Origin of the sequence: Pseudomonas sp. B22129 (assembly GCF_044218875.1) — a bacterium.
GTDB lineage: Bacteria > Pseudomonadota > Gammaproteobacteria > Pseudomonadales > Pseudomonadaceae > Aquipseudomonas.
The window spans coordinates 2,292,982-2,309,154 of record NZ_CP162592.1 but is presented as its reverse complement, the minus strand read 5'-3'; the positions used below and the strand labels follow the sequence as shown (position 1 = coordinate 2,309,154).

Sequence of the window (16,173 nt, the reverse complement as noted above, 5' to 3'; positions counted from 1 at the left end):
CTCAATTCCCCTTGTGCTGGATGTGGGTGCTGTCGTCATCGCTGCCATCATCGGCGGCGGACAACGGACGGGCCGGCGTGCGTTTCTGGCCAGGGCCACCGTGAGTCGGCTCGCTGCCTTCGTGGGTCTGCGGGCCTTTGCGCACCAGGCGCATCATGTAGCCCAACCCGGCACCGAACAGCGCGAAGTACACCACCACGAACAACACCAGCGTAATCGTCATCTGCGCCAGGCTATGCCCGGAGGACGCATCCGCCGTGCGCATCAAGCCGTAGACCACCCACGGCTGGCGGCCGATTTCGGTGGTGAACCAGCCGGCGAGAATCGCGATCAGGCCGGACGGGCCCATCCACAGCGCCAGGTAGAGGAACGGCTTGGACGTGTACATCTTGTCGCCCCGGCGCAGCCACAGGCTGAACAAACCGGTGAAGATCATCAAGAAGCCCAGGCCGACCATGACCCGGAACGACCAGAACACGATGGTCGAGTTGGGGCGGTCCTCAGGCGGGAACTCCTTGAGTGCCGGCACCTGCTTGTCCAGGGAATGGGTCAGGATCAGGCTGCCCAGGTACGGAATTTCCACCGCGTATTTGGTTTTTTCGGCCTTCATGTCCGGCCAGCCAAACAAGATCAGCGGCGTCGGTTCGTTACCGATATTTTCCCAGTGGCCCTCAATGGCGGCGATTTTCGCCGGCTGATGCTTGAGGGTATTGAGGCCGTGGAAGTCGCCGATCACCGCCTGGATAGGCGCGACGATCAAAGCCATCCACATCGCCATCGACAACATGGTGCGAATCGCCGGGTTGTCCTTGCCGCGCAGCAAATGCCAGGCCGCCGAGGAGCCGACGAAGAACGCGGTGGCCACGAAGGCCGCCGTGGCCATGTGCGCCAGGCGGTACGGGAACGAGGGGTTGAAGACCACGGCGAACCAATCGGTCGGAATCACGCGGCCGTCGACAATTTCAAAGCCCTGTGGCGTTTGCATCCAGCTGTTGGACGACAGGATCCAGAACGTTGAGATCAACGTACCCACGGCCACCATCACCGTGGCAAAAAAGTGCAGCTTGCGCCCCACCTTGTTCCAGCCGAACAGCATGACCCCCAGGAAACCTGCCTCGAGGAAGAAAGCCGTGAGCACTTCGTACGTCAGCAGCGGCCCGGTGACGGCGCCGGCGAAGTCCGAGAAGCGGCTCCAGTTGGTGCCGAACTGGTAGGCCATGACCAACCCGGAGACCACGCCCATGCCGAAGTTGACGGCAAAGATCTTCGACCAGAAATGGTAGAGGTCACGGTAGGTATCGTTGTGCGTCTTGAGCCACAAGCCTTCCAGCACCGCAAGGTAACTGGCCAGGCCGATGGTGATCGCCGGGAACAGGATGTGGAAAGAGATGGTGAACGCGAATTGAATTCGGGCGAGATCTAGCGCCTCCAAACCGAACATAAGTCTTCCTCTGTCAGGTAATACCGGCTGCTGGCTGGGAGCCTGCACCCACTGCCCCCACGGATATGGAGTGTGGCGAATTCAAATTCGTTTCTTTTTTAACCAGCCACGTGGGGAATCTGGCCTTTCGGGCCGCCAGAACAATCCCGGGGCCGGTTTTGATCTGGATCAAGCATTGCTGAAAGAGTAGTCCCATTTTCGGACGAAGGCCGTGTGGCCCTTTGCCGCGTGACAGACTGCCTCAGCTCAGTTGTTGCAACTATCTGTTACAACTTAATGATAATCTCGGCGCTCCCCCGGCCCTGACCAGAATTCCCGATGCCTAGTGAACCCGCGTTGCTGTTGCGTCACCACCGCCCCTTCATCGCGTTCTGGCTGGCGCGCATCTTCACCGCCAGCGGCTTCCAGATGCTCACCGTAGCCATCGGCTGGAACCTCTACCAACTGACCGGCAACGTGCTGGACCTGGGCCTCGTCGGGCTGGTGGAGTTCGTTCCGCGCGTGCTGTTCATGTTGCACACCGGCCATGTGGCTGACCGCTATGAGCGGCGCAAGGTTGCGGCCATCTGCCAGACCGTGCAGGCGCTGATTGCCCTGTCGCTGGCTATCGGCGGCCTGACCGGCAACGTAACACGTGAAATGATCTTCATCCTCGCCTTCCTGCTGGGCGCGGCGCGTTCCTTTGAAATGCCCACTACCCAGGCGCTGCTGCCGAGCATCGTGCCGACCGCGTTATTTCCCCGCGCCGTGGCGTCCTCACAATCGGCGCAGCAACTGGCCACCATCGTTGCGCCCGCCCTCGGCGGCTTGCTCTATGCCTTTGGCAGCGTGTGGGTCTATGGCCCCACCGTGGCGCTGTACCTGATCGCCTGCGTGCTGACCCTCAACCTTCCCGCGCGCCAGTTGCCCCTGAACAAAGCCAAGGCGACTCTTGATTCGCTGCTGGCCGGCATCCGTTTTATCCGCAGCCGCCCGGACATCCTCGGCGCCATCTCGCTCGACCTGTTCGCCGTGCTGCTGGGCGGCGCCACCGCATTGCTGCCGGTGTTTGCCAAGGACATTCTGCTGACCGACGCCTGGGGCCTGGGCCTGCTGCGATCGGCGCCGGCGGTGGGCGCGTTGCTGATGTCGTTGTGGCTGGCGCGGTTCGCGGTGGACCGCCACGTTGGCCGGGTGATGTTCACCGCCGTCGGCGTGTTCGGCGTGGCTACCATTGCCTTCGGCCTGTCGACCTCGTTCCTGTTTTCCTTAGGCGTGCTGGTAGTGCTGGGCGCGGCCGACATGATCAGCATGGTGATCCGTGCGTCCTTCGTGCAGTTGGAGACGCCGGATGAAATGCGCGGGCGAGTCAGTGCGGTCAACGGCCTGTTTATCGGCGCATCGAATCAGTTGGGCGAGTTTGAATCCGGCATTACTGCCCACTGGTTTGGCACCGTGCCTGCCGTGGTCATGGGCGGGATTGGTACGTTGGTGGTGACCGGGGTGTGGATAAAACTGTTCCCCAGCCTGGCCAACCGCGACCGGATGCATGTGCCGGTGGAAGAAAGCATCAAGCCCACCACCTGAGCCAATGTGGCAATACGGTCAATGTGGGAGCGGGCTTGCTCGCGAATGCGGTGGGTCAGTCACCCGATGGGTTGGCTGATCCACCGCATTCGCGAGCAAGCCCGCTCCCACATTTTTTAGACCTTCAGTGTCTGGAAGATCGGGTTACAGCACCTTGTCCAGCGTGATCGGGAAGTCCCTCACCCGCTTTCCGGTGGCATGGTAAATCGCATTGGCCACCGCCGCCGCCACGCCGACAATGCCAATCTCACCCACGCCCTTGGAACCCAAGGCATTGACGATCTCGTCATGCTCTTCGACAAACACCACCTCGATTTCGCCGATATCGGCATTTACCGGGATGTGGTACTCGGCCAGGCTGTGGTTCATGTAGCGGCCCAGTTGATGGTCGATCTGGGTCTCCTCGTGCAACGCCATCCCAATCCCCCACACCACCCCGCCGAGGATTTGGCTGCGTGCCATTTTCGGATTGACCACGCGCCCGGCCGCAATCGCGCTGACCACCCGGCTGACCTTGATGGTGCCCAGGTCTTCATCCACACGCACTTCAACGAACACCGCCGAGTGAGTCGCCGTGGCGTAGCCTTCACGTTTTTTATCCGGCTTACTGTCGACTTGCACTTCCAATGCCTCTTCACCGGTGTCCTTGACCAATTGCGCCAACGACACACTGACGCTGCCTGCATGCAACTGCCCGTCTTCGAAACGTACGGTTTTGGCCTCCTTGAATACCGGGTAGGTTTGCCGCGCAACAGCCAACAATTTTGCCGTCAAGGCTTCGCACGCTTGCTGCACAGCGGTGCCTACAGATGAAACGGTGAACGAGCCGCCCTGCAACGGCGCGGTCGGCAATGACGAATCACCGAGCAGGAAAACCACCTTCTCGACGGGAACGCCGCTGGCCTGCGCAGCAATCTGGGTCATGACCGTGTAAGTGCCGGTGCCGATATCGGTGGTGGCGCTGCTCACGGTCAGTTTGCCCTGCGCATCAATGCACGCTTTGGCACTGGCCTTCATCTGCAAGGCCTCCCACACGCCGCCAGCCATGCCCCAACCGATCAACTGACGGCCATCACGCATGCTGCGCGGTTCCGGGTTGCGTTGGTTCCAGCCGAACCGTTCGGCGCCTTCGCTGTAGCACTCGCGCAGGGCTTTGCTCGACCAGGGTTTGTTTTCGGTCTGGTTGCGCTCGGCGTAGTTGATCAAACGCAGCTGTACCGGGTCCATGCCCAGGGCGCAAGCGAGCTCGTCCATGGCGCATTCCAGGCCAATCACACCCAGCGCGGCCCCGGGCGCGCGCATATCCAGGGGCGTGAACACATCCAGTGGTACCAGCTTGTAAGTGAGCTGCACGTTGTCGCAGTGATAAAGCATGCCGCTCCACTCGACCACGTGTTCGCTGAAGTCTTCAAAGCGTGAGGTCTGGCCAACCGCCGTGTGCCCCAGGGCGAGCAGGCGACCATTGGCAGCAGCGCCCATCTGCAAACGCTGCAAAGTGCGCGGGCGGTAGCCGAAGGTGAACATTTGTTGACGCGTCAGGGTCACGCGCACCGAACGTTTGAGCGCCAATGCCGCCATCACCGCCAGCGGCAGTTGGTATTGCGGGCGCAGGCCTGAGCCAAAGGCGCCGCCGACGAAGGCGGCGAAGATCCGCACCTGACTTTTATCCAGGCCAAAGACGTTTTGCACATAAGCCTGGCAGTTCTGCGGGCCTTGGGTTTTGTCGTGGATATGCAGGGTGCCGTCATGCTGATACAGCACGGTGCTGGCATGCGGTTCCATGGGGTTATGGTGCTCGATGGGGGTGCTGTAGTGCAGATCGAGGCTGACGGCGGCGGCGGCCCATTCGGCCTGGAAGTTGCCGCGTGGCGCGGGCGGGTTCTGGGGCGACGGATGAGCCTGCTCCTGCAACGCTACGAGGTCCGTCTCGAACGCCTCGCGTTCATACTCGATTTCCACCAGCGAGCCGGCGTGCCTTGCCAACTCGAGGTTGTCGGCAATCACCAAGGCCAGGGGCTGGCCGCTGTAGAGCACGCGGTCGTTATACAGCGGGCGAAAGGGCGAGCCGTCGGCTGCATCGGCGTCGGCGAAGGCCTCATCGTAGCTGGCCAGTTTGGGCCGGTTGAGATGGTCGAGCACCATGACGACACCCGGCAACGCCAGCGCTTTTGAAGCATCAATGCTGATGATGCGGCCTTTGGCGACAGTGCTGGAGACCACGCTGCCATGGAGCAGGCCCTGCTCGGGAAACTCACCGGCATACCGCGCCTGGCCGGTGACCTTGAGCAGACCGTCAACCCGGTCCAACGGTTTGCCGATAGCGGTCATGAACGTTCTCCTGCGACGGCGGCGTCGCTCAGGGCACGAATAATCCCGCGACGTGCGAGCTTGATTTTGAAGCCGTTGTGCTCCAGCGGTTCGGCGTCCTGCAACAGGGCGTCGGCAGCGTTGCTGAAGGTTTCGCGGCTGACGTTCTGGCCAATCAGCGAGGCTTCCACCGCGCGGTCACGCCAGGGTTTGTGGGCCACACCGCCCAGGGCCAGGCGTGCGTCGATGATGGTGTCACCGTCCAGTTCCAGAGCAGCGGCGACGGACACCAAGGCAAAAGCGTAGGAGGCGCGGTCGCGGATTTTCAGGTAATGGCTGTGGCCGGCTAAATGGTCAGCGGGCAGCTCGATGGCCGTAATCAGTTCATCGTCGGCTAATTGGTTATCACGCTGCGGTGTATCGGCGGGCAACCGGTGAAAGTCGGCAAATTCGATAACGCGCGCGCCGCCCCGTCCTTCCACATGCACCCGCGCGCTCAGTGCAGACAGGGCTACGCACATGTCCGAGGGATGCGTCGCCACACATTGCTCGCTGGCGCCGAGAATCGCGTGGATACGATTCAACCCCGTGCGCGCCGGGCAACCGCTGCCAGGCTCGCGTTTGTTGCACGGCACCGTGGCGTCATAAAAGTAGTAGCACCGGGTGCGCTGCAACAGGTTGCCGCCAGTGCTGGCCATGTTGCGCAGTTGCGGTGAAGCCCCGGCAAGAATCGCTTGCGACAGTAACGGATAACGCCTTTCGATCAACGGGTGCCAGGCCAGGTCGGCGTTGCTCACCAGCGCACCAATCATGACCCCGCCGTCAGCGGTTGCTTCAACGCCCCGCAGCGGCAGGCCCGTGATATCGATCAGGTGTTCGGGGCGGCTGATGTTTTCTTTCATCAGGTCCAGCAGGTTGGTGCCGCCGGCAATAAAGCGCGAGGCGGCACTGCTCAGGTGCACGGCCTCCTGCACATCGGCCGGCTTGCTGTACTGGAAGGGGTTCATTGGTCACCTCCCAGCACGACGTCTTCAATGGCATCGCGGATATTGCTGTAGGCCCCGCAACGGCAGAGGTTGCCGCTCATCAACTCCTGGATTTGCGCGGCGTCCGTCGCGCGGCCTTCATTGGCCAGGCCGACGGCGGAACAGATCTGGCCGGGCGTGCAATAGCCGCACTGAAAGGCGTCATGCTTGATGAAAGCTTGCTGCATCGGGTGCAGCACGTCACCTGCGGCCAGGCCTTCGATGGTGGTCAGGTCGGCGCCGTCGCACATCACCGCCAGGGTCAGGCAGGCATTCACGCGCTTGCCATCGCGTAACACGGTGCAGGCGCCGCATTGGCCGTGGTCGCAGCCTTTTTTGCTGCCGACCAGGTCCAGTTGTTCGCGCAACAGGTCGAGCAGCGTGGTCCAGGGCAGCACGTCCAGTTGGCGTTCCTGGCCGTTGAGGGTCAGGCGTATCGGGTGGCTGACGAACGGTGTGGCCGCCGCGCCATTGGGAGTTGCGCTCATAAACACCTCACGGGTTGGTGTACCGCCGCGGCGTTCAGGAAAATCGCCGTCTCAGGGCTACGACTTCCCGGTGTTATGAGCGTTCAAGGGGATTGATCAGCGGATGTTGAGCAGCGTCTGCAAGGTATTCTGCGGACCGGTGATCGAGGTGTTGCTGTAGTCGAACCAGCCGGAATCCTGGACATTCACGTCAAACACATAGATGTAGCCCATCACCGTGCCTGCGCCGCTGCAGGCCTGGCTGATGTTGCCGACCTGGCAAACCGGCGTGCGTTGCCCATTCAACTCAGCGCCGTTGAAGCGACCCATGGGGCTTTTGCCCAGGCCGACTTCCATCACCGAGACTTTGGTGAGCCCGCGGTGCGTGCACATTTGGGTACTTTCTGCGCGTTCCGGAATGGTTTCGCTGCAACCGGCCGACTCGACCTTGAACACGCGCACCTCGCTCAAGGGCGGTGCAGTGGCGCCCCACGCCGGTGCTGCACCGAGCCACAGGCTGATACTGGCGATCAGAGCTAGACTCCACGCGTTGGCTTTTTTCATGCTGTCGATGACCCTGAATTGAACGTCGGCGCAGTATGCCTCAAGGCCATGGCCTACAAAACCTACCCCGTGCGCCACATGGCCTCGGCTGCTGGTATGATGCGCCGCTTTTTCCGATCCTCTCTGAAACCACAGGCGCTTGGCGCAGTTTGTGCTTTGACTTAGAGGTCAACAAATAACGACGCAAGATAGCGTCACAGGGAGCCGGCATGCTGGAAAAGCTGTTTCAACTCAAAGCACACAACACCAACGTGCGCACCGAGATTCTCGCGGGGATCACCACGTTCCTGGCCATGGCCTACATTCTGTTCGTGAACCCGAGCATCCTCGGCGAGACCGGCATGGACAAGGGCGCAGTGTTCGTTGCGACCTGCCTGGCGGCCGCCATCGGTTCGACCGTGATGGGCCTGATCGCCAACTACCCGATCGCCCTCGCACCGGGCATGGGCCTCAACGCTTTCTTCACCTACACCGTCGTGCTGCACATGGGCCACACCTGGCAGGTGGCGCTGGGCGCGGTGTTCATTTCGGCAGTGCTGTTCTTCCTGCTGTCGATCTTCCGAATCCGTGAGTGGATCATCAACAGCATTCCGTTGCCGCTGCGCTCGGCGATTGCCGCCGGTATCGGCCTGTTCCTGGCGCTGATCGCCTTGCATAACGCCGGCATCGTGGTCAGCAACCCGGCCACCATGGTCGGCCTGGGCGACCTGAAACAACCGGCGCCGATCCTGGCCACCCTCGGCTTCGTACTGATCGTTGCACTGGAAGCCCTGGCCGTGCGCGGCGCGGTATTGATCGGCATCCTCGCGGTGACCATCGTCTCCATCGCACTGGGCGTTACCCCGTTCGGCGGCGTGACGTCCATGCCTCCGTCCCTGGCCCCGACCTTCCTGCAGCTGGATATCAAAGGCGCGCTGGACATCGGCCTGGTCAGCGTGATCTTCGCCTTCCTGTTCGTCGACCTGTTCGACAACTCCGGCACTTTGATCGGCGTTGCCAAGCGCGCCGGCCTGATGGGCAAGGACGGCCACATGCCGAAAATGGGCCGTGCGCTGATCGCCGACAGCACCGCAGCCATGGCCGGCTCGTTGCTGGGCACCTCGACCACCACCAGCTACATCGAATCCGCTGCGGGCGTGAGCGCCGGTGGCCGTACCGGTTTGACCGCTATCGTGGTCGCTATCCTGTTTCTGCTGGCGCTGTTTTTCTCGCCGCTGGCAGCCAGTGTTCCGGCCTTCGCCACTGCGCCTGCATTGCTGTTCGTAGCCGTACTGATGACCTCCGGCCTGGCGGAAATCGACTGGGATGACATCACTGTTGCAGCGCCGGTGGTGATCACCGCCCTGGCGATGCCGTTCACTTACTCCATCGCCAACGGCATCGCCTTCGGTTTCATCGCCTGGACCGCCATCAAGCTGCTTTCGGGCCGCTACCGTGAGCTGAACCCGGCATTGGTGATTCTGTCGATTCTGTTCGTGATCAAGCTGGGCTGGTTCAACGCATGACTTTTGACGCCGCAAGCTACACCGCTCAACTGCAAGACAAGGTCACGCGCTTGCGTGACCTGCTGGCACCGTTCGACGCACCCGAGCCGCAAGTCTTCAACTCGCCGCTGCAGAACTTCCGCCTGCGCGCGGAGTTCCGCCTGTGGCGCGAAGGTGGCGAACGCCATTACGCAATGTTTTCGCAAGACGACAAGCGCACGCCGATCCTGATCGAAGAGTTCCCTATCGCCAGCCTGCGCATCAACCAGTTGATGCCGCAGCTCAAGGCCGCCTGGCAAGCCAGCGCCGCCCTGAGCCACAAGCTGTTCCAGGTGGAGTTCCTCACCACCCTGGCCGGCGACGCGATGATTACCCTGTGCTATCACCGCCCGCTGGACGAGCATTGGCACACTGCCGCGAACAAGCTGGCCGCTGACTTGAACGTGAGCATCATCGGCCGCTCCAAGGGCAAGCGCGATGTCATCGGCCACGACTACGTGGTGGAAAAACTTGATGTCGGCGGGCGCACCTTCAGCTACCGCCAACCCGAAGGCGCGTTCACGCAGCCCAACGGCACCGTGAACCAGAAAATGCTCAACTGGGCCTTTGAGGCTCTGGGTGATCGCCCGGATGATTTGCTGGAGCTGTACTGCGGCAACGGTAACTTCACGCTGCCGTTGGCGACACGCGTACGCAACGTGCTGGCTACCGAAATCAGCAAGACGTCAGTCAATGCTGCCCTGAGCAACCTCGATGAAAACGCGGTGGATAACGTCACCCTGGTGCGCCTGTCTGCCGAAGAACTCACCGAAGCGCTGAATGAAGTACGGCCGTTCCGCCGCCTGCACGGCATCGACCTGAAAAGCTACGAATTCGGCAGCGTGTTCGTCGATCCGCCGCGCGCCGGCATGGACCCGGACACCTGCGAACTGACCCGACGCTTCGACAACATCCTGTACATCTCCTGCAACCCGGAGACGCTGGCGGCAAATATTGCGCAACTGCATGACACCCACCGCATCACCCAATGCGCGATGTTTGATCAGTTTCCGTGGACGCACCATATGGAATCAGGGGTATTGTTGACCCGCCGCTAACCCTCCTCGGGCTTTTTGCGTGGCCGCCCGCCCTTCTTGCCATTGGCACGGGCGGCGGCCGATTTGGCGGTGCTGCTTTTGCGCCCGTTGCGCGAAGCCACCATGCTGGCAGCCAGGGCCATCAAGGGCGGGCTGGTGGACACCAGGCCAGAGATCGACACATGCAGGTCTCGTGGTTCACAGCACAACGCCTTGCCGCCAAACCCGACTTCCAGTTGCTCGAAGTCCTCACTGGAAAACCCTTCGAACTCCGCAAGACCGGCAACCGGCAACATAACGCGGCTGCCGTCACTGAAACCGATGCAGATGCAGCCATCTTCATGGCTGACGGAGCTGGCGCTGGCGTACAAGCGTTTCAGCTTGCGCCCGCGTGCCAGGGCCTTGTCGACATCGGTGAGCGGTACATCGGGATAGACCTTGGCTTTCACGACTGTCATAACTCAATCTCCACGGGATCCGGCACCCTGACCAGATTCAAAATTGTTCGCGGCCCTGCCACATCGTGCCGGGCACTGGCGATTACAGAGACACCTCGCCGGATCACCAGACCCGGTATCACTTCAGCGGCTTCCCAATCCCAGGAATGGTTTTCCAGGCAGACCGTTTGCAGGTTGTTCCACCAGGTCCTGCGTGCCCGCGCCAGATAATGCGGCTGCAGCAGCGCCTGACGAATGCCTTCCAGAACGGCGACCGGTGGCCGGCGCCGTTGCGGGTCCACGTCCCACAATTCCACGCGCCCATTCAGAAAACTGAAACGAAAGCGCGCATCCCAGCCCTTTCCCCGGACATGTACATGGGGCGGGCAATGTTCGTCCCTGAGAAACACCGCAATTACATATCCTTTGTAATTCCCTACTCTCATCGTAACCCATCCGTTAGGTTATTTTCCTTCAGGCAACACTTTTCCGCGTGCCGCCCGACAACCGGCTCCTGCAACTGGAGCTGTTTCACAGATTAGTAACGACAGACAACCCGGCGAACGCCGGGTTGTAACCACTCATGCCGACGGCTGGAAATACCCCGCCAACACCCGCAAGTCCTGCTCGCTGAGCAACCCCGCGTAATACTTCAACTGAATCCTTGCCAGCAAATACGCATGCCGCGCATTCGCCAGGTCGCGGCGGGCGGTGAAGAGTTGTTGCTCGGCATCAAGTACGTCGAGGTTGACGCGCTCACCGCCGGCGACACTCTTTTGCGTGGCGGTGACCAGCGCGGCGGCAGAACTGACGGCCATTTCATAGGCACGCACTTTTGCCGCGCCGCTGGTGTTGAGGTTGAACTGCTTGCGCAGTTCCACCAGCGTGGCCGAGGTTTGGGCGTCCAGCTCAAACTGGGCCTGGGACAGTTGGTTCGCCGCCTGGCGCGTGGAAGCCGACACCCCGCCACCGGCAAACAGCGGCAAGCTGACCTGGATGCCGACGCTGTTGGTGTCGTACTTCTGGTTGTAGCTGCTTTCCGAATCGGAGCTGGTCTGACGACTGCTGGCGTACAGACTGACTTTGGGCAAATGGCCGGCACGTTTGCGCTCCACTTCGTATTGCGCAACGTCCAGAGCATGGTGCTGGGATTTGAGCTCGGGGTTGTTTGCCATGGCCAACTCACGCCAGGCTTCGAAGCGATTGGGTTCCAGTGGCGGCGTTTCGAACTGACGGGCCAGAGGCGCCAGTGCTTCGATTTGCAGGGGTTGCCCGACAATGGCTTCCAGCTCGCGCAAAGCGCTGTCCTGGGCATCCATCGATTCGATTTCCTCGGCCTGCGCCAGGCTCAGGCGCGCCTGGGTTTCCAGCACATCGGTGCGCGTGCCTTCACCGCCTTTGAGCAAACGGTCATTGAGTTGCAGGCGCTCGGCAAACGCGCGCTTCTGCGCACGGCTCAGCTCGATGCGTTCCTGGGCCAGCAATGCCTGGCTGTAGGCACTGAGCACCCGCACGGCCAGCTCCTGGCTTTTGCTGCGAAAGCGCTCGTCAGCCATCAGCGCTTGGGCGGTGCCCTGGCGAAAGCGTGCATAGGCTTCGTAATCCAGCAACGGTTGCTGCAAGGTCAGGGTCGAGGCATAGCTTCGGTAATCGCGGTCGCTGGTGGCGTTGCCCGCCGTCACTTCAGAGGTGTTGCGCGAGTTGTTGTAATTCCAGGACAGGTTCGGCAACAACCCCGCCCGGCCGATCACGCGGTTTTCTTCGCCCGCCTCACGCGCCTGGATCGCCGCCTGAAAGGTCGGATCGTTGCGCAGGGCCAGGTCATAGGCGTCCAACAACCCCAAGGCGTGCGCCGCCGAAGTACAGCCAAAACACAGGGCAAACAACAACGCCTTCATTCTTCCACCAGCGCCATATGGGTGCGATCAAGCAAAGGTTTGAACAGGTAATTGAGCATCGAACGCTCGCCGGTTTTGACGAAGGTTTCCACCGGCATGCCCGGGCGGATTTGCACGCCGGCCAGTTGCTGCATGCCCGCTGCGCTGACTTGGGCACGCAGCGTGTAATAAGGCTCATCGGTGCGTTCATCGACCTGACGGTCCGCCGAAACCAGCGTGACTTGGCCCGCCACCCGTGGCGTGGTGGCCTGGTTGAAGGCCGAGAACAGCAACTCCACCGGCAAGCCCGGGTGCACCTTGTCGACCATCTGCACTGGCACCCGCGCTTCCACCAGCAGCGGTTCGCCCTGGGGCACGATGTCCATCAACGCCTGGCCCGGTTTGATCACCCCGCCTTCGGTGTACACCTGCAACCCCACTACCACGCCGGACGCAGGCGCCCGCACCTGGCTGTTGGCCAGTTCGAACTCGGCGGAGGCCAGGCGGTTGCGCAAATCGTCGCTGCGCGTTCGGGTATCGGCAAGCTGGCTGCGCAGGTCTTTCTGGAAGTCTTCGCCGAGCTGGCGGATGCGCAGGCGCAGCTCCAGCACCTGGCGCTGCAATTGGCCGATGCGGCCAAAATCCTCGGCAATGGCACCGTCAAGCTGGGCATACAACCGTTCACTGTCGAGCAGACGATTACGCGGGATGTAGCCGTCGCGTGCCAGTTCACGCAAGCCCTGCAGTTGCTCATTCAACGCGGCGCGCTGCTGGACTTTGCTCGCTTGCGAGTCCCGCGTACCGCGAAGCTGGGCCTCGGCGCCGGCGATGGTTTCACGCAGGCCCTGCTGTTCGGTCGCCAGCGACTGGGCTCGGCTGGTGAAGAGTTGCCGCTGCAAAGCCAGCGTGCTGGTGGCGTCGGAGTCATTGAGCAATTGCGGCCCGAAATCAATGGCCGGCAAGCCTTCACTCTCTGCATTCAAACGCGCCTCACTGGCCAGGGAGGCGAGGTATTGACTGTGCAAGGACTGCATCTGCCCGCGCAACGGCGTTTCCTTCAACCGCAGCAAAACCTGACCGGCGCTGACCACCTCACCGTCACGGACTTCAATGCGCTCAATGATGCCCCCGGAAGGGTGTTGCACCGTCTTGCGATGGCCGGAAACCATGACCTTGCCGGACACCGCCACGCCCTTGTCCAGCGGCGCCAACGCCGCCCAACCGAGGAACCCGGCAAACCCGCCAAGCACCAGCAGCCAGCCCAGGCGCGAATATTTCCTGTCGTCCAGCGCCAGCACATTGTTCGGCGGCTCGCTGCCCCACACCGGTTTGATCTGGCTCATGCCTGTTTTCCTTCACCGAGGCGGTAACTCATGCTCGTCACCGGTTTGTTCGCCGCAGGTTTCTGCCGCGCCTCCAGCACTCGTGCGGTCGGGCCAAAGGCCTGCATCTGGCCATCCTTGAGGATCAGCAGTTGGTCGGTAAGGCTCAAAATGTTGGCTTTGTGGGTCACCAGAATCACCGTACGGCGCTGCTGCTTGAGCTGGGCGATGGCCTGGAGCAAGGCGTATTCGCCCACTTCATCGAGATTGGCGTTGGGCTCATCCAGCACGATCAGCGCAGGCAAGCCATACAGCGCGCGGGCCAGGGCCACGCGCTGTTTCTGGCCACCGGACAAACCGGCACCGCCCTCCCCCAGCAAGGTGTCGTAGCCTTCGGGCAGTTGCAGAATCAGTTCATGCACGCCGGCCATTTGCGCTGCGGCGAGCACGGTGTCCGCGTCCACTTCGGCAAACCGTGCGATGTTTTGCGCGATGCTGCCGGCGAAGAGCTGGATATCCTGCGGCAAGTAGCCAATGTGTGGGCCGAGTTGGCTCTTGTCCCATTGCGCCAGGTCTGCACCGTCCAACCGCACCTTGCCTGCCATCGGCGCCCAGGCGCCCACCAGCACCCGGGCCAGTGTGGATTTGCCGCAGCCCGATGGCCCGATCACTCCCAGCACTTCACCGGCTGGCAGGCTGAAACCCAGGTTGCTCACCGCCGGGCGGCGCGTGCCGGGGGCACAGGCGCTGAGCTGTTCCACACTCAATTGGCCCTTGGGCACCGGCAGGCTCATGCGCTGCGGCCGTGCCGGGTTAGCCGCGAGCAGTTGTGACAAACGTTCATACGCCAGCCGCGCCGAACTCCATTGCTTCCACACGCCAATCAACTGGTCGATCGGGCTGAGCACCCGGCCCATCAGGATGGAGCCGGCAATCATCATCCCCGGGGTGATATCACCCTGCACCGCCAACAAGGCGCCCAACCCCAGCACCAACGACTGCAACGCCAGGCGTACGCCCTTGGACCAGGCGGTGACGGCGGCGGTCTTTTCACTGGCCAGGTTCTGCTGGGCGAGGAACGCCTGATGCTGGCTGAACCAGCGCCCGCGCAACGTAGCAAGCATGCCCATGGCTTCAATGGTGTCAGCATTGCGCAGGTTGGCCGTGGCCTGTTGGCTGGCGCTGATCGACAGCTGGCTGGCCTGGGCCATCGGCGCCTGGCTGACATGATGGTTGACCCACGCCAGCCCGATCAAAATCAGCGCCCCGCCAAGGGCCAGCAGCCCGAGCCAGGGGTGAAACAAAAAGATCACCAGCAAATACACCGGAAACCACGGCGCATCAAAAAACGCGAACAGCGCTTGGCCGGTGGCGAACTGGCGCAGCGTCGTCAGGTCATGCAGCGCCTGGCCAGCGGCCTGGGTGCCGCCCTTGAGTTGCGCTTCGAAGGCGGCGTCGTACACCCGCCTGTTCAAGCGCATGTCCATTTGCGTGCCGAGGCGAATCACCACTTGGCTGCGCACCCACTCCAGCGCGCCCATCAGGCCGAACAGGCCGAGGATCATCAGCGTGAGCATCAGCAGGGTCATCTCATTGCCCGAGGCCAACACACGGTCGTAGACCTGCAACATGTACAGCGCCGGGGCGAGCATCAGCAGGTTGATCACCGCCGAGAACAGGCCGATGTTGAAGAAGCCACTTTTATAGGCCGTGAGGGCGGCCAGGGTTTCGTTGCCGGCGTGGCGCATCTGGGATTCTCAAAGGGTTAAGCGGGCAGCGCCGCCGCGTTGACACGCGATACGGCGCTGCGCAGAATTTGGCACCGCCGCCGCTTGAAGAGGTAGAAGGCTTTAGCGACGGCGGTGTGTCATGCAGCGAATGGGGGAGCGATCTTCCATTCGCTTTTTTCATGCCGCAGGTGTTCAGGCAGCGAGTGCCCAGTCCTGCGCCACGTCTTGCACACCGACCAGCGCAACGTCGGCGGATGGGGTCGCGTGCCCCAGACCGGCAGCCGCCAGTTGGTCGAAGGTAGAAGCGGTAGACAGGCCAAAGTCGTCCAGCAGGTTGTTGAGCACGGTTTCCAGCGCGGTGGTGTTGCCCTGCATCAGGCCGTAGATCACGTCCTGAACCACGTTGCCGGCACGGCCTGCGCCGCTGGCGGCAGACAGGTCGAGGCCGTTGAAGGCGGCCTTGTAACCGCTCAGGTCAAAGTCGCTGCCGCTGCCGCCGCTCAGGCCGGTGCCCAGTTCGACGTTATCCAGGTTGCCCCACAGGTAGTGGTTCTGGTTGTCGGAAGCCGGCAGCGTCGGGTTGAAGACATAGTGCAGGCCATTGCTGGTGTTGCTGTCTGCAATGAAGGCGTATTCGGAACCATTGGCGCCGTGAGTCGAGTACTGATCGCCGCTGAACGTGCCGTTGCTGAAACCACCGGTATTGCCGGTGCCGTGACCTGCCGTGGCAAACCCTGCCGCCCAATCCGTCAGGTAGTCCGACAGCGAGATAGAACCGAGAGCCGACTCGTAATTAACAGAAATAGTCATCACTAAACCTCGTTATAAACAACGCTATTGATCAGCACGCACTCCGGCGCACTTTTTGCCCACCCTT

14 protein-coding genes are annotated in these 16,173 nt (G+C 61.9%); 3 read left to right on the top strand and 11 right to left on the bottom strand.

What is annotated here, in order from left to right; genetic code table 11:
- Position 1: 1 nt before the first annotated feature.
- Positions 2 to 1,441, bottom strand: coding sequence for a cytochrome ubiquinol oxidase subunit I (locus tag AB4P94_RS10530; protein ID WP_395610469.1), 1,440 nt, complete (start codon positions 1,439 to 1,441; stop codon positions 2 to 4).
- A gap of 318 nt (positions 1,442 to 1,759) precedes the next feature.
- Here AB4P94_RS10530 and AB4P94_RS10525 point away from each other — a divergent pair, with 318 nt between their 5' ends.
- On the top strand, positions 1,760 to 3,007 hold the full coding sequence (locus AB4P94_RS10525) for an MFS transporter (protein WP_395610468.1): 1,248 nt from the start codon (positions 1,760 to 1,762) through the stop codon (positions 3,005 to 3,007).
- Positions 3,008 to 3,151: 144 nt separating this feature from the next.
- Here AB4P94_RS10525 and AB4P94_RS10520 read toward each other — a convergent pair whose 3' ends face one another.
- The 4 genes from AB4P94_RS10520 to AB4P94_RS10505 form a co-directional block, all read right to left on the bottom strand.
- Complete coding sequence (locus tag AB4P94_RS10520; protein WP_395610467.1) at positions 3,152 to 5,335, bottom strand: xanthine dehydrogenase family protein molybdopterin-binding subunit; 2,184 nt, start codon at positions 5,333 to 5,335, stop codon at positions 3,152 to 3,154.
- Positions 5,332 to 6,321, bottom strand: a complete 990-nt coding sequence (locus tag AB4P94_RS10515; protein WP_395610466.1) for an FAD binding domain-containing protein — start codon at positions 6,319 to 6,321, stop codon at positions 5,332 to 5,334. The genes AB4P94_RS10520 and AB4P94_RS10515 overlap by 4 nt, the downstream gene beginning before the upstream one ends.
- Positions 6,318 to 6,827, bottom strand: a complete 510-nt coding sequence (locus AB4P94_RS10510) for a (2Fe-2S)-binding protein (protein ID WP_395610465.1) — start codon at positions 6,825 to 6,827, stop codon at positions 6,318 to 6,320. The genes AB4P94_RS10515 and AB4P94_RS10510 overlap by 4 nt, the downstream gene beginning before the upstream one ends.
- Positions 6,828 to 6,923: 96 nt before the next feature.
- Complete coding sequence (locus AB4P94_RS10505) at positions 6,924 to 7,370, bottom strand: DUF4879 domain-containing protein (RefSeq protein WP_395610464.1); 447 nt, start codon at positions 7,368 to 7,370, stop codon at positions 6,924 to 6,926.
- A gap of 209 nt (positions 7,371 to 7,579) precedes the next feature.
- Between AB4P94_RS10505 and AB4P94_RS10500 the strand changes: the two genes are divergently transcribed.
- Positions 7,580 to 8,875 (top strand): NCS2 family permease, encoded by a 1,296-nt coding sequence (locus AB4P94_RS10500; protein WP_395610463.1) that lies wholly within the window; start codon positions 7,580 to 7,582, stop codon positions 8,873 to 8,875.
- Complete coding sequence (gene trmA / locus AB4P94_RS10495; protein ID WP_395610462.1) at positions 8,872 to 9,951, top strand: tRNA (uridine(54)-C5)-methyltransferase TrmA; 1,080 nt, start codon at positions 8,872 to 8,874, stop codon at positions 9,949 to 9,951. Before AB4P94_RS10500 ends, trmA begins: the two co-directional genes overlap by 4 nt.
- Here the strand turns inward: trmA and AB4P94_RS10490 are convergent.
- The 6 genes from AB4P94_RS10490 to AB4P94_RS10465 all read right to left on the bottom strand — a co-directional run bounded on the left by AB4P94_RS10490 (position 9,948) and on the right by AB4P94_RS10465 (position 16,106).
- The gene (locus AB4P94_RS10490) at positions 9,948 to 10,388 is read right to left on the bottom strand and encodes a DUF2442 domain-containing protein (RefSeq protein ID WP_395610461.1); all 441 of its coding nucleotides are present in this window, start codon (positions 10,386 to 10,388) and stop codon (positions 9,948 to 9,950) included. The genes trmA and AB4P94_RS10490 overlap by 4 nt on opposite strands.
- The gene (locus tag AB4P94_RS10485; RefSeq protein ID WP_395610460.1) at positions 10,385 to 10,813 is read right to left on the bottom strand and encodes a DUF4160 domain-containing protein; all 429 of its coding nucleotides are present in this window, start codon (positions 10,811 to 10,813) and stop codon (positions 10,385 to 10,387) included. Before AB4P94_RS10485 ends, AB4P94_RS10490 begins: the two co-directional genes overlap by 4 nt.
- Positions 10,814 to 10,948: 135 nt before the next feature.
- Positions 10,949 to 12,265 carry a TolC family outer membrane protein gene (locus AB4P94_RS10480; protein ID WP_395610459.1) on the bottom strand — a complete coding sequence of 439 codons (1,317 nt, stop codon included), beginning with the start codon at positions 12,263 to 12,265 and terminating at the stop codon, positions 10,949 to 10,951.
- A complete protein-coding gene (locus AB4P94_RS10475; protein WP_395610458.1) occupies positions 12,262 to 13,587 on the bottom strand; it encodes an HlyD family type I secretion periplasmic adaptor subunit in 1,326 nt (441 codons plus the stop codon). The genes AB4P94_RS10480 and AB4P94_RS10475 overlap by 4 nt, the downstream gene beginning before the upstream one ends.
- The gene (locus tag AB4P94_RS10470) at positions 13,584 to 15,314 is read right to left on the bottom strand and encodes a type I secretion system permease/ATPase (protein ID WP_395610457.1); all 1,731 of its coding nucleotides are present in this window, start codon (positions 15,312 to 15,314) and stop codon (positions 13,584 to 13,586) included. Before AB4P94_RS10470 ends, AB4P94_RS10475 begins: the two co-directional genes overlap by 4 nt.
- Before the next feature lie 174 nt (positions 15,315 to 15,488).
- Positions 15,489 to 16,106: a heme acquisition protein HasA gene (locus AB4P94_RS10465; RefSeq protein ID WP_395610456.1), complete on the bottom strand. Its 618-nt coding sequence runs from the start codon at positions 16,104 to 16,106 to the stop codon at positions 15,489 to 15,491.
- Positions 16,107 to 16,173 lie beyond the last annotated feature (67 nt).

What these genes read in the sequence shown, in the direction of transcription:
- trmA (WP_395610462.1), top strand. Translation starts at nt 8,872, where the DNA reads ATGACTTTTGACGCCGCAAGCTACACCGCTCAACTGCAAGACAAGGTC.
- AB4P94_RS10505 (WP_395610464.1), bottom strand. Translation starts at nt 7,370, where the DNA reads ATGAAAAAAGCCAACGCGTGGAGTCTAGCTCTGATCGCCAGTATCAGC.
- AB4P94_RS10510 (WP_395610465.1), bottom strand. Translation starts at nt 6,827, where the DNA reads ATGAGCGCAACTCCCAATGGCGCGGCGGCCACACCGTTCGTCAGCCAC.
- AB4P94_RS10490 (WP_395610461.1), bottom strand. Translation starts at nt 10,388, where the DNA reads ATGACAGTCGTGAAAGCCAAGGTCTATCCCGATGTACCGCTCACCGAT.
- AB4P94_RS10480 (WP_395610459.1), bottom strand. Translation starts at nt 12,265, where the DNA reads ATGAAGGCGTTGTTGTTTGCCCTGTGTTTTGGCTGTACTTCGGCGGCG.
- AB4P94_RS10515 (WP_395610466.1), bottom strand. Translation starts at nt 6,321, where the DNA reads ATGAACCCCTTCCAGTACAGCAAGCCGGCCGATGTGCAGGAGGCCGTG.
- AB4P94_RS10485 (WP_395610460.1), bottom strand. Translation starts at nt 10,813, where the DNA reads ATGAGAGTAGGGAATTACAAAGGATATGTAATTGCGGTGTTTCTCAGG.
- AB4P94_RS10525 (WP_395610468.1), top strand. Translation starts at nt 1,760, where the DNA reads ATGCCTAGTGAACCCGCGTTGCTGTTGCGTCACCACCGCCCCTTCATC.
- AB4P94_RS10500 (WP_395610463.1), top strand. Translation starts at nt 7,580, where the DNA reads ATGCTGGAAAAGCTGTTTCAACTCAAAGCACACAACACCAACGTGCGC.
- AB4P94_RS10475 (WP_395610458.1), bottom strand. Translation starts at nt 13,587, where the DNA reads ATGAGCCAGATCAAACCGGTGTGGGGCAGCGAGCCGCCGAACAATGTG.
- AB4P94_RS10530 (WP_395610469.1), bottom strand. Translation starts at nt 1,441, where the DNA reads ATGTTCGGTTTGGAGGCGCTAGATCTCGCCCGAATTCAATTCGCGTTC.
- AB4P94_RS10465 (WP_395610456.1), bottom strand. Translation starts at nt 16,106, where the DNA reads ATGACTATTTCTGTTAATTACGAGTCGGCTCTCGGTTCTATCTCGCTG.
- AB4P94_RS10520 (WP_395610467.1), bottom strand. Translation starts at nt 5,335, where the DNA reads ATGACCGCTATCGGCAAACCGTTGGACCGGGTTGACGGTCTGCTCAAG.
- AB4P94_RS10470 (WP_395610457.1), bottom strand. Translation starts at nt 15,314, where the DNA reads ATGCGCCACGCCGGCAACGAAACCCTGGCCGCCCTCACGGCCTATAAA.